The sequence below is a fragment of the Sediminibacillus albus genome, from assembly GCF_900101125.1.
GTDB classification, from domain to species: domain Bacteria; phylum Bacillota; class Bacilli; order Bacillales; family Amphibacillaceae; genus Sediminibacillus; species Sediminibacillus albus.
Genome location: NZ_FNFL01000001.1, coordinates 704,903 through 718,356 on the forward strand (window position 1 = coordinate 704,903; position 13,454 = coordinate 718,356).

General features: G+C 42.2%; 11 protein-coding genes. 1 reads left to right on the top strand and 10 read right to left on the bottom strand.

Annotated elements, in window-relative coordinates; all coding sequences use genetic code 11:
- Positions 1–50: 50 nt before the first annotated feature.
- The 7 genes from BLR93_RS03625 to BLR93_RS03655 form a co-directional block, all read right to left on the bottom strand.
- On the bottom strand, positions 51–1,370 hold the full coding sequence (locus BLR93_RS03625; RefSeq protein ID WP_093211304.1) for a hypothetical protein: 1,320 nt from the start codon (positions 1,368–1,370) through the stop codon (positions 51–53).
- Between the two features lie 42 nt (positions 1,371–1,412).
- Entirely contained in the window at positions 1,413–2,492 is a 1,080-nt protein-coding gene (locus BLR93_RS03630; protein WP_093211306.1) for a M24 family metallopeptidase, read from the bottom strand.
- Positions 2,493–2,600: 108 nt separating this feature from the next.
- On the bottom strand, positions 2,601–3,404 hold the full coding sequence (gene iolB, locus BLR93_RS03635) for a 5-deoxy-glucuronate isomerase (RefSeq protein WP_093211308.1): 804 nt from the start codon (positions 3,402–3,404) through the stop codon (positions 2,601–2,603).
- 574 nt (positions 3,405–3,978) lie between these two features.
- Positions 3,979–4,866: an ROK family protein gene (locus BLR93_RS03640; protein ID WP_093211310.1), complete on the bottom strand. Its 888-nt coding sequence runs from the start codon at positions 4,864–4,866 to the stop codon at positions 3,979–3,981.
- Positions 4,867–4,987: 121 nt separating this feature from the next.
- The gene (locus tag BLR93_RS03645; protein WP_093211312.1) at positions 4,988–5,596 is read right to left on the bottom strand and encodes a 3'-5' exonuclease; all 609 of its coding nucleotides are present in this window, start codon (positions 5,594–5,596) and stop codon (positions 4,988–4,990) included.
- Between the two features lie 78 nt (positions 5,597–5,674).
- Positions 5,675–6,871: an MFS transporter gene (locus tag BLR93_RS03650; protein WP_093211314.1), complete on the bottom strand. Its 1,197-nt coding sequence runs from the start codon at positions 6,869–6,871 to the stop codon at positions 5,675–5,677.
- Between the two features lie 268 nt (positions 6,872–7,139).
- Positions 7,140–9,374, bottom strand: coding sequence for an alpha-galactosidase (locus tag BLR93_RS03655; RefSeq protein WP_093211316.1), 2,235 nt, complete (start codon positions 9,372–9,374; stop codon positions 7,140–7,142).
- A gap of 247 nt (positions 9,375–9,621) precedes the next feature.
- Between BLR93_RS03655 and BLR93_RS03660 the strand changes: the two genes are divergently transcribed.
- Positions 9,622–9,927 (top strand): iron-sulfur cluster assembly accessory protein, encoded by a 306-nt coding sequence (locus BLR93_RS03660; RefSeq protein WP_093211318.1) that lies wholly within the window; start codon positions 9,622–9,624, stop codon positions 9,925–9,927.
- A 183-nt stretch (positions 9,928–10,110) separates the two neighbouring features.
- Here BLR93_RS03660 and BLR93_RS03665 read toward each other — a convergent pair whose 3' ends face one another.
- The 3 genes from BLR93_RS03665 to kynA all read right to left on the bottom strand — a co-directional run bounded on the left by BLR93_RS03665 (position 10,111) and on the right by kynA (position 13,432).
- Positions 10,111–10,593, bottom strand: coding sequence for a GNAT family N-acetyltransferase (locus BLR93_RS03665; RefSeq protein WP_093211320.1), 483 nt, complete (start codon positions 10,591–10,593; stop codon positions 10,111–10,113).
- A gap of 608 nt (positions 10,594–11,201) precedes the next feature.
- Positions 11,202–12,545: a sodium-dependent transporter gene (locus BLR93_RS03670; RefSeq protein WP_093211322.1), complete on the bottom strand. Its 1,344-nt coding sequence runs from the start codon at positions 12,543–12,545 to the stop codon at positions 11,202–11,204.
- A 47-nt stretch (positions 12,546–12,592) separates the two neighbouring features.
- Positions 12,593–13,432 (bottom strand): tryptophan 2,3-dioxygenase, encoded by an 840-nt coding sequence (kynA, locus tag BLR93_RS03675; RefSeq protein ID WP_093211324.1) that lies wholly within the window; start codon positions 13,430–13,432, stop codon positions 12,593–12,595.
- Positions 13,433–13,454 lie beyond the last annotated feature (22 nt).

A 13,454-nucleotide genomic window follows, 5' to 3' on the forward strand; every position in this document is an offset into this window, starting at 1 on the left:
ATTTTTTATAGGGGGGATATCCACTTCCAGGAAATTCCTGTAACAATCTACTAACTAGTATCCATATCTTTATGGGGCTGTTCTTTTCGTCTGGTCATTCGATAAACAATCCAAACAACTAGAATTAAGCCGGATAACTCGCCTATCGAAGCTGCCAGCGATCCGCTAACGCCATTCCATCCCGGAAAGTAAGTGACAAACAGGAAGACAGTAATAATTACTGTAGACAAATTGATGAACTGGGCGATGAGCATTTTTCTAGTCTGGCGATGAAGCATGAGAATTCCATTCAAGAAATCAACCCATGGGAACACAATCGTTTTAATAATAAAAAACTTCAAAACGGCAATAGTTGCTGCCGCTAGCTCTCCTTTTGCACCCATAACATTTTCCATAAACCAAAACCCTACAGGTGTATAGCAGAGCAACACTAGCAAGAGGGAAGGCAGTACACTGACAGCTGCCATAAAGCGGACGACTTTCTGCTTGTTTGTCTGGTACATTTGCAGCACAAGCTGATGGGTGTACATGAAAAAACTCAACAACATTTGCGTAATACTGTAAGCAAGAGCAAAAGAAGCAATTCCCATCTCGATATCATTTGTTTTTGCCAAGAACACATAAATAATTGGGATTAACACCGTCTGGATGACAAAATAAAACACAAGCGGCATATAAAAATTCAAAATCTCTGTATTACCGAGCACCGGTCCCTGCTTTTGATAGCTTCTCTTTAAAATCTTCTGTCCCTTCCAGACACTGATGCCGCATTCGACCAGCATCCCCGCCAAAAAAATGACAGACCCGCTGGCACTTGTAACATAATCAAAGGCAACGAAGAGATAAGCGACCAAAAACATTGCGAATAGACGGATGATCACACCTATAGTCAACCACTTCGTCTCCAGATGATTAATGATAATGCCTTGATAAATCCCGCGAATGCCCGAAAAAATGATGACAATAATGATTACCTTGAAGGCTTCTGATATCGTATGTAGCATGTTCTTATCTGCATTAAATAGATGAATATACACCCAATTCCCTACAGTGCTGTATGCCATCATCAAACTAATCCCAATGATTACAGTCATTACATAGCACATAAAAATAATCAGACGCTTGAAGGACCTCTTGTCTTTAACGAGAGCGGAACAGGTTTGCCTGAAGACGATGACTGGTCGTTCGATAATCCCGAATAAAGAAAAAGCCACGGCATAGCAGGCAATAATAAAGGCTGCATTTTCTCCGCGGCTTAAAGTTCCATTAATAATTACATGGGTGATAGACGTTAGGCTTGCAGAGAAACCGAGCGGCAGAAAAAAAGCAACGAGCTGCTTATAACTGAATCGATTAAGCGGTTTACTCATTCCGATACCCTGCTTTCCGAGATGGTCTGTATCTTCTCTGTTTCAGCGAATTAAAATAGACGGCCTGTAGATAAGAGTACGGTCCGCCGTCTGGACGGCTTCCATTGGGTAGTCCCCTGTATAACTGAGAACCTCAGGGCCGTTTTCTCCTACCAGGATGGTATCTTCTGATTTCACTCCGGCGATACTCGGATTCCAGGCATATACCTGTCCGAGTTGAACGATGCTGTTCTGATTATCCGGCAAGAGCAACACTTCTCGTGTATTATAACCAGACAGCCCGCCCTGGTGGTGAAGCTCCCACTCGTCTTTGAAGCCGCAGGCAGCATAAGCGGCTTGCATCTTAACAAATATTTCCCTGAACGACGTTCCTGTAACAGTAGCTTCAATTAGTCGGGCATCAATAGTAATTACCGCTTGATGCCGCTGTTTAATTATTTCCGCCGGCTGGCCGAAATGAACCAGCCTTGATACGGAAACAACTTTTCCATTTCTTCTTCCACAAACAACCAGCATGGCATAATCTTTCAATCTGCGGGATGTCGGCAAGGGATGCCGCCTTAAAAATACCCGTTCATCAACGGCAGCCAGACTGACGACAGGTTCTACCTCCCGATTCAGGCAGGACCGCATCAGTCTTCCGGCGATTTGATACTCACTATCCCCTTGTACTATTTCAAAAGCCGCCTGTTCAATCGCTTGTGCTGTCTGCTTCGCCAGGTCGCGTAATTCCTCTATATCTTTGTCTGTCATTACCGTACGCAGATGCAGCAATTGATTTTCGAATGCCTCTTCTCCAGCGATATGCTTGCCGCGGGAATGCTTTGCGATCAATTGATCGAGCTGGCCGGGGGTATGCCATGGGTACACTTCTATTTGATCAAATATCATGTCGAACTCTTCATCAACCAAGCGCTCTTTCTCGATATTATTTACGAATAACACAAGGCTTGTATCTGTTACTAATATGACAGCAACCGATTTTTCTGTTGCAGTATTAATAAAACTTCTGCCATTGACCAGCCAGGACACATTTTTTTGCTGTGTAAGTACAATCCCTTCAAAAGAACTGCTTTCTATTGCCGATTGCAACTTGACAACCTTCTCATTGATTTCAGCCACATCCTCACCTCCAATTGGAAAACATACATGCCAAAGAGAGGCTGCATTAACGGCACATTCCTCCCCTTGACGATAATCGTTTATTACAAGTTACCCGCTGCCTGCTATTTACTTTTCATGGAGCCATTTATGGTCAGGGTCTTCATACGGATAAAGTTCCCGCCCCGTTTCCCCGGCCATAAACCAAAGATAATAAATTTCATATCCGCCCGCCCCGCCGACAGGGTGGTAACCAATATCAATGGCAAAGCTGTCGCCATGGCGGATTGGATAAGCAGCATCAATCGCCCCGTCTTTCGTATAGTGATGCTGGACGCCAAAACCCTGTTCGGGATTTACTTGATAATGGTAGATTTCCTCCAGATTCGGTTCTTCCGGGTAAAATTCCCCATCATGTTTATGGGGCGGATAACCAGACCATTGGCCTGGATGGTTGATCGTTTCTCCTAATACCATCCGCTGCACTTTTCCATCGGCATTGTCCGCGATAATATCATAGACTGTGCGATTCCATTGTTTCTCGCCCCGTTCATGTACCTTTATGTCGTCAGGACGTACCACAAATGGCGCGAATTTTTCCTCTGCTTTTACTTTGCACACAGCTATCACCACTTTTGTGCTTGATGTGTCAATTTGATAAGAAGATTGGCAGGGAACATATACTGTAGTCGCTTTTCCGTCAAAAACGCTTTTTCTTCCGCCTAAACTCTCCCATTTCTCCTCTTCTACTTTAATATCAGCTGTACCAGACAAGATAACTAAAGCGGTTTCAAAACTTCCTGTCTTTGCTTGATAAGTCTCTCCTGCTTCCAGCAATAGCTTGCCAAACGCCAAATAGTCAAGTCGTTGATAATCTTCTCCAAAAATGTCCTGATAACCGAGTTTAGCCGTGCCCTTTACAAAGCGTTCCATGAATCCATCCCCTTTACATAGTGATAAATATAATAACAACGTTGTTATTTACCAGTTTATATAATGTTAACCGTTTTTTCAACTATAAATTGTCCATGAAAGAGGTTGGGAATAAAAGTTTAGTAGACAAAACAAAAACCGAACGATGATTCTAAATCCTTAGGATTCGAACTCGTTCGGCTTCGCTTTTCTAGTCCGCAGACCTTCAGAGGAGGAGATCCACGGAGACTCCTGGGGGAGGAAAGGCCTCGGTGGACCCCGTAGAGCGCAAGCTCGAGGAGGCTCACCAGCCGCCCGCGGAAAGCGTAGGGTATTTCCGCAGCGCAGTAATAGCGCTTTTCCGATATTACCTACTATTACATTGTCATTTATATCCATCGGGACATCAATTAAACGATTGAAGATGGCCGTTTAAACCTTCATATGCTGTCATCGTTCGATTTTTGCAAGTGGATGTATGTTATGTCCCAACTTCTTTGTAAAATTTTATTATTATGGTAGCTTTTCCATGTAAGAATTATTACTTCAGGCCCCGCTCGACTGGATTTCCAGTTCGTGAGCACCTAGGATTATATTAGTTATGATTTTCTTTCAAGAAACCGTAGACGGCGCCTAATAAATTAGCATTCTGGCGAAACTTACAAACATCAATTCTTGGCTTTACCGTGGCAATTTTTATTTTTGCCAAAAGCATATCCAGCTTTTCATTAATTCGTTCAATTAAATCTTCCCGGGCACTGATTCCCCCGCCGATGAGAATGATTTCCGGGTCGAAAATATATTGGAGATTATAAATTCCGACTGCTAAATAATGATAAAAATGATCGATAGCTTCCTCGCAATCCTTGTCTCCTTGCTCAGCCATGGCGAAAACTTCTTCCCCGGAAAGAGTACCGTCTGCCAGCTGTTTCTTCTTTTCGACAGCTTTGACAAGCGCTGCTGTGGCTGCTTTGCCGCTCCATGTATTATCATCTTCTTCAATATCCGTATTTATTAGCATATAACCAAACTCACCGCCGTGTAAGTGAGCTCCTTTATGTAATAACCCATTTTTAATTACTGCTCCACCGATACCTGTGCCGATTACAACTGCCAGCACATCACTTTTTCCTTTGGCAGAACCATCCCAAACTTCTGCATACCCGGCACAATTCGCATCGTTTTCCATGAAGACAGACAATTGCGTTCGCTCGGTAATCATTTCCTTTATGTTTGGTCCATGAATATAATCAAGAGCGCTTGAACCATAAACAACTCCTTTTTCGGAAACAGCACCTGGAGCACTTATCGCAATCCCAGCAGCATCAGGAAAAGAAACGGCATAACCGTCGATAAGGTCAATGAGACCTGTGAGACTTGCTGGCGTTTTCGCCTTGCCGCTTTCCATAATTTCTGCAGCTTCAGTAACAATCGCATATTTGATAAATGTTCCACCTATATCAAAAGCTAAATATTTTTTCATAGAAATCACCTCTTCAATATATGTTGCTGTCTTAAACACGGCAGGACAAAGAAATAAAGAGATAGCCTATCGACTACCTCCTTCTCCGCTAAAGTTTTTTGTCTGGTAAGGTTTCATTATATTACCTTTTGGCAGACTTCCTTTTTTTTGCTCCTGTTTTTGGCGGGTAGTACCCTCTTTCAAAAATCCTGCCTTTGGAGCATTGATACTTGGCAGCAAGAAGATCTATGTCTTTTACCTCCTGCTGATTGACTGCTTTCACCATCAACAAGGCAGCCGCTCTAGCATCCTCTAAGGCATTATGGTGGAAAAATTCAATATTATTATAGGCAGCGACTGTATGAAGCTTATGATTGGCTAATTCTGGCCACACCTTTTTTGACAATGTAACAGTGCATAGATAGTCTAATTCCGGATAGGGCAATTCATACCGGTCAAGCGTCTGTCTTAATACGCTCATGTCAAAGCTGGCATTATGGGCAACAACTAATTGACCGGATAGATAGTCAGCAAGCTCTGGCCAGAGCTCGTCGAAAGTCGGCGCCTCCACCACATCCTGTTCTGTTATTCCGTGGATGTAAGTATTGTAAGAGTCAAAATCCATTAATGGATTGATTAAGCTGTAAAATTCATCGACTATTCCATTTTCATCAGCAACTACTATACCGACGGAACAGGCGCTGGTTCGATAACGATTGGCAGTTTCAAAGTCTATTGCTACTATATTCAAGATTTTCCCTCCAAAAGAGGTTTTTCCCTCTCTATTCCTTGCCATATTATATAACAGAATCACCCGATAACAAAACAATCAACTTTTTTCATTGCTTCGCTGCCTGTCAGGAACTTTTATTACCTTTCCATAAGGAAGAATGTGATAAACGGTGATACAAATACTTCCGAACAATGCTATCCAAGCCATTACGAGGTAGAGCATTTCCCCGCCCATCGTATCGATAATAAATCCGCCAAACAATGAGCCAATAATACCTGATAAACCGAAAAACACGGAAACAAATAAAAGGTGACCAGTCGACTGCAGGCTGGCCGGTATTAATCTGGACACATATTGAAATGCTGCCAGATAGAATACACCAAAGGACAGACCATGCATAAATTGAAAAGCAATAACCCAAACTGGCTCATCTACCATGGCATAAATAAACCAACGGCTACTGTACAGTAACCCAGCTGCTATAATGAAAATCAGAGGATGGAGTTTTCGAAACCAAGTAGCAGCCAGGGCAAATACTAGTGCTTCACTAGCCACACCGGCAAACCAGGCTAAACCGACGAGCCCTTCACTTCCTCCAAGCTGGACAATATAAATACCTAGAAAGCTATCGTTGGCACGATGAGTAACCGTTAAAAACATGATGAGCAGTAAAAAAATAATAAACGGTGCACTTTGTAATAACCGTTTTATATCAGCCAGTTGTACTGCTGAGGCTGTATTTTCAACTTTAACATCCGTTAAGGTTATGCATGCTAACAAGGAAGCTGCGCCAAATAGAAAGTATGGCCAAACCATGTGCTGGACCCCAATTCGGGCAAGCATTTCCCCGATCAGCAAGGAGGAAACAGCGAAACCAATCGATCCCCATGTACGAATACTGCCAAAATCTACGGACAATTGTTGGGACTTACGCTGGGCAAGGCTGTCGCTCAATGCGCCCACCGGCGAAATAAAAAAATAAAAAACAGCACCCATTAACAAAATGCTGGCCAGCATGTTCATCTGGAAAAATATAAGACTACTAATCAGTAACCCTGCCAGACAGATTAAGATCATCCGTTTGACCGTACGGTATTTATCGCTCATATAACCCCAAAATGGTTGAGCAAGCAATGAAGTCATTGGACCGATGGCTAATACATAACCGATTTCTGTTCCGTCTAGGTCTTTATCCTGCAAGTAGATTGGCAGAAACGTTATAATAATAGAATTAGCGGCGTGAAAGCAAAACAATAGTGATTTTAACGGTAAAACGGATTCTTTTTTAAGCAACGGGTATAATCCTCCTGTGGTTTCCGGTTATCTGTTTAATTAAGATATTGCATCGTATGTAAGGGTATTTCCCAGGAAATTAATGGATGTAGTCAAGATAAGTCTACCTAAATAAGCTTATCATAAAAAAAGCTTATCTACTGTTAGCTCGGTAAAAAAGTAGAAAGAACGGATACAAAACAAAGCAAAAGCTTGGTCGCCCAAGCTTTTGCTTACATACTTAAGTTTACTTGTTTTCTAAATCCATAAACTGCATATCCAGGACCTGTTATTCTACGATCGCTTGAAACGCAAATAACCGAGACGTAAAATCTGCCGGTTTTTCCTTTTTCCAATAGTCATCTGCTCTGTCGGTATAATCATCTGCAAGGATAATGCCAATATTCATCAATTCATCACCATAATGAGTCGTATCCGCTCCTTTTAGCTTATACAGTTTATCAGGATCGAGTCCAATTAATTTTAAGCGGTGATATTTATCATTAGGTTTTGCTAAAACTTTGTAGTGCAAGACGACCACATCATTTAAGTCTTCAGAAACCACCATCCATGCAGTTTCATTAGATTCAAAGGGACTTTGCAAGCGATAAAAATTGCCAGTTCTGATTAGATGGCGGTTTTGTTTATAGAAGTTTACCTGTTCTTTCAACGTTGATTTTTCAGAGTCATTAAGCTTGGTAATATCCATTTCATATCCAAAGGTTCCAAAATAGGCAACATTGGCACGTGAATCTAAAGGAGTCACCCGGCCAACCTGGTGGTTGGGAACCTCCGAGACATGGCTTCCAATCGAACTGAGCGGATACACCATGGAAGTGCCATATTGAATTTTTAATCTTTCAACTGCATCTGTATTATCACTGGTCCATGTTTGCGGTGCGTAAAACAACATACCCGGATCAAAACGACCGCCCCCGCCTGCACATGATTCTATCAAAAGTTCAGGGTGCTTTTCGATGATTTTTTCAAGCAGCCGATATACTCCAAGGATATAACGGTGAAACAACTCTCCTTGCTGGTGATCGTCTAAACTTCGGGAATAAGGTTCGGTAATATAACGGTTCATATCCCATTTAATATAGGAAATTTCAGCGTTTGAAATTACGTTGTCCATCATAGCAAAAACATATTCGACTACTTCCGGCTTGGAAAAATCTAAAACAAATTGATTGCGTCCGTGAGATGCCCTGCGGTTCGGCGTCTCTATGATCCAGTCCGGATGCTCTGTATACAGTCTTGTATTCTTTGATACCATTTCTGGTTCAAACCAGAGACCGAACTTCATCCCTTTTTCCTTTACTTTTTCCGCAAGTCCGCTTATTCCATTAGGCAATTTCTCCTTATTTTCAAACCAATCGCCAAGCGAACTAGTATCATCCTGCCGTTCGCCAAACCAGCCATCATCTAAAACAAATAGCTCGATGCCGAGGTTGTTGGCTGTATCGGCAATTTCCAGAATTTTGTCCTCGTCAAAATCAAAGTATGTTGCCTCCCAGTTATTAATTAAAATAGGCCTGTCTCTATCACGCCAGTACCCACGCACCAAACGTTCCCGATATAACTGATGGTATGTTTGGCTCATCCCATTCAACCCATCGTTTGTATAAACCATCACACATTCAGGGGTTTGGAAGTCTTGTTGAGGTTTTAACGTCCAATTGAATTGGTATGGATTGATCCCCATCATTACGCGGGCCCCACTATATGTATCTACTTCTACTTGCGCTAAAAAATTACCACTGTAAACTAAGCTGAAGCCATATACTTCCCCCTTGTCTTCTGTAGCATCTGTACGTTTTAATGCGAGAAACGGGTTGTGTACATGGCTGCTTGCACCTCTTGTACTATAAACAGATTGGACTCCTTTTGAAAGCTGCTGTGTTTCAACATGGGTTTCACGGGCCCAGGCTCCTGCAAGGTGTACCATCTCAAAATGATCATCTGGAAAGTCAATATTGGTACTCATCGCTCTGTTTAGATGAATCACCTCAGACCCTTCATTAATAAACCTTGCATTACGGCAAATAACATTTCGACTCGCAAAAATTGTATAACTTAAGATTAATTTGCACTGGATCACTTCATCAATCAACGTGACCTCCAATGTGTCAGCTTCCGTTGCTGCTTCTGTGTAAGTGGCAGGCAATCCAGCTAGTGCAGGCTTTCCTTGTATAACCCGATGACTGCTGTACTGAAAATTTGTAATCCTGCTGCCAATCTCATTTGTAAGCCCATGGGCAGGAAAACGGTAATCCGTAGTTCCATAACTAGGATACTCCTGCTTTATATGTTCTAGCGATGATGTCAGATCCCCCTCAAACATATTTGAAGACGACCGAATCTCTCTTTCTATTAAGTGCTTGAATGAGCCGCGATGCTTAACCTTTTTTCCATAATATAAATGCTCCAACTGATGGCTTTTTTCCAGCACCCTGAAAATATAACTAACATTGTTATTAAATAAGTGAAATTCCCTTGTCTCGTTATTGATTTTGATTGGCAATTTGCTCTCCCCCTTATTAGGAACCCTTATTATTGATGAAAACCCTTACAATTATGCGCAGCAAATGCTTCCATGCATTTTACCAAGTTTGCCGCCAATTTGCAATTTCTATTAAAAGAGAAGCGGACGGATTGATTTAAATAGAAGATGTCATAGGGATCCGGCTTTTCACGCTGTAAAAACGGAATGCTTTATTTTCTTGGGAAAAATCGCGATAATATAACTATCCCAACCAAGGAGTGATTATATGAAGTGTAAAATAAATCGCAACGCTGCTAAGAAAATTAAACAATGGCTCGCAGAAGACGGTTCGGATGAAAAAATGCTACGTGTTTTTGTATCAGAAATACACGGCAACCACGCCCACTATGATCTTACGCTTGATGAACCGAAAGAGCATGATGAAATTGTTAAAACAGACAAAGACATTGATGTCTTAATGGACAGCAGGGAAGATTTCCTTGATGGCGTTTGGATTCAATATTTTTACATACCGACGGAAGGATTTAAAATCACGAATTCTTCCAAAGGCCATCCACCGCATATTCATTAATCGGCTTATTTTTTCTGCAGAAACTGGCTGTACAGAGGATTCCATACAGCCAGTTTTATGTTATCTCATTACCAGGCTTTCCGGCTATTATTCTCCACAATCGAATTCTTTCCAGAGCGGGTGGACTTCTCTACAAACAAATTCCCATCAAAATGGCGATTAAGTTCTCGGGTCCATTTTATTTCAGAGCGGTAAGCTAAAAACAAGCTGCTCTCCCTTCCTGCCCATTTTCCTTCGTCCGCTATCCTGAAATCCAACCGCTTGGTACAGTTTCTGTGCTGATATGTTTCTTTTATTAACTGCCAAAACTATTTCATTTACAGCAGGATACTCCTTAGCTGCGAATGATGCCAATTGGTTCATCCCCTGCTTAGCATACCCTTTTCCTTGCTGTGCGTAAGTGATTGAAAGTGCAGTCAACAGCATTGCATGAGGATTGTCTGTGTACTCTGCAACTCTCGCACTTGTATGTAACATAAAAAATCCCACAGGCTCCTGATCTGCCAATATGACAACTACTGGATGCTGTTCATCTTCGATTGTTTGTAGAAGGTCTATCGGAAAAGCTGTGAATTGCGCCTGCTCAACAGGTAATTCAAACGCTTTGAGCTGTTCCATGTATGCTGGCTGATATTTCTTTAATACTGCCTGAAATGCTGTTTTCATAATTTCTCGACCCCCATTTATTTTATTAATTTTACCATCCCTTTAATATGCAGGAAACAAAAAATGAGGTTGGCACAAAAGGATAGTAGCCAAAACAAAAATCGAACGATGATCCGAAATCCTGAGGATTCGAGCTCGTTCGATTTTTGCTTTTCGAATGTTTCATATACCCTTCGGACACAGTGACAACGCTATTTCTTCATTTTAACAAAGTTGGCTGCTTAAACTTGCGCCGACAACATACGTTGCTCTCCGTAGACACGGCTTCAGTCTCTAGAAAATAAAGGAGCCATTTTCTGCGTACGATGAATCGCTGCCGCAGCGTTCCTTGTCCTCTTCTGCGGGAGGGAAGGCCTCGATGAGACCCCGCAGAGCGCAAGCTCGAGGAGGCTCACCAGCCGCCCACGGAAAGCGTAGTGTATTTCCGCAGCGTAGTACTAGCGCTTATCTGATACTATTAAAAAATCACCTACAGTTACATCACCATTTATATCCATTGTGTCATCAATCGAATGCTTAAAGATGGCCTTTTAAAAATTCATATGAGGTTATCGTTGGTTTTACGTAAATGAGTGTAAGTTATGTCCCAACCTCCCGCTTTCGAAAGATTAATAGAAACCTATGGTGCTTAAGAAGACAACGATTATCGTAATCGGCACAGCCCAGCGCATCAAATTTTTCCAAACTGTAAACCATGGAGAAGATATACCATTGCTTAGCATAAACTCCTCTTCCACCAGTTTTTTATCCATGCGATGGATGATAAACAGAGCAATCAGCAGACTGCCGATCGGCAACAAAATATTGCTGACCAAATAATCCGTTGCATCGAATACAGTCAAACCGAACAATTGGAAGTCACTGAGCAGGCTGGAGGACAATGCAGCTGGGATTCCAGCCATAAAGACAACGATACCTGCAATAACAGCAACTGGTTTCCTTGCCCTTTTTCCACTCTCGGTAAATGCGGAGACAATGATTTCTAAAAGACTGAAGGAAGACGTCAATGTTGCAAATAGGAATAGCAACAAAAACAAGCTTAAGAATACTTCTCCCAGTGGCATTTGGGCAAATACCGACGGAAGTACTATAAACAATAATCCTGGTCCTTCAGCTGGCTCCAAACCAAACGAGAATACAACCGGAAATATTGCCAGACCAGCGAGTAACGATACAAAAATGTTCATCCCCACTACAGTCCCTGCCGAGGATGGAATGCTAACATTCTTATTTAAATACGAACTGTAAGTAACCATACAGGAAAAACCTACCGCTAAGGAAAAGAAGGACTGACCCAACGCATACAAGACCCCTTCTCCAGTAATACTGGAAAAGTCAGGCTGCAGGAAAAACCGTACGCCTTCCATCGCTCCCTCCAATGTTAGCGAACGCACCACCAAAATGATGAAAAAGATAAATAATAATGGCATTAACACCTTGCTCGCCTGCTCGATCCCCTTTTGGATACCAAAGGAAACGACAATAATATTTATTAGCAAAAATAAACCCAGACCAATTATAGTAATAAGCGGGCTGCCTGTTACCAGTCCAAACATCTCCGGATAGTTACTGCTATCTCCTATGATCATACCTGGTATCGACATGCCGCTGTATGTTAATACCCAGCCGCCGACAACACTATAAAATGATAACAAGAGAAAACAGCCAATAATTCCCAAACGGCCAATCCAAGGCCAGAAAGATCGGGGTGCAAGTACTTTATAAGCTGTGACTGCTTCCTTTCCCGCACCACGCCCGATTATTAACTCGGACACTAGCAACGGCAGTCCGATTAAAACGGTAAATGCAACAAAGATAATAAAGAACGCCCCGCCTCCATTCATGCCGGTAACGTAAGGAAACTTCCAAATCGCCCCGAGCCCGATTGCAGCTCCGGCGGTTGAAAGAATAAAACCAATTTTTGAAGACCATTGCTCTCTATTGGTATCCATAACATGCCTCCCATTGATAAATTGCTAATCTTACAGATAGCTTAGAGCTAGATCTTCGTACGAAGTTCCCAAAGCTCAGGAAAAAAGTACTGATCTAGTACTTTCTTCAAGTATCCTACACCAGATGAACCACCTGTTCCAGTCTTATGCCCTATAATTCTTTCGACTGTTTTCATATGCCGAAAGCGCCACTGCTGGAACGAATCCTCAATGTCCACCAATTTTTCTGCCAGCTCATATAACTGCCAATAGCGATCAACGTTTTGATATACTTCCAGCCAGGCTGCTTCCACAGAAGCGTCCGGTTTATATGGGGCGGCGACATCTCTGTCTACGATTGCAGGGTCAATCGGAAATCCTGCTTGACTTAGTGCCTTTATCGCTGCATCGTACAAGCCTGGAGCATGATATGCCTCCTTCAGCTGGCTAAGTATTTCTGGGTCTTTCTGATATATTTTTAACACGTGCGGCGTCTTATAGCCGAGAGCAAATTCAATCAATCGATATTGATAGGATTGAAACCCAGATGCTTGCCCTAAATGATCGCGAAATTCCATATATTCACTTGGAGTCAAGGTGGATAGCACATCCCAGGCATGAATAATTTGGTTTTGGATAGTGGTTACTCTGGCCAACATCTTAAACGCATTTGGCAAGTCGCCATTGTTTATTGAAGCTATCGCTGCTTTTACTTCATGTAAAATCAACTTCATCCACAGCTCGCTGACCTGGTGGATAATAACGAACAGCATTTCATCATGGTGATCAGACAGGCGTTTTTGACTCGATAACAGTTGGTCCAAGTTCAAATAATCCCCATAGGTCATTTTTTCTAAAAAATCTGTATGAATATTCCTCTCTGTTGAAAAGCTTTTATGACCAGTCATGTAAACTCTCCTCCTCATTTGC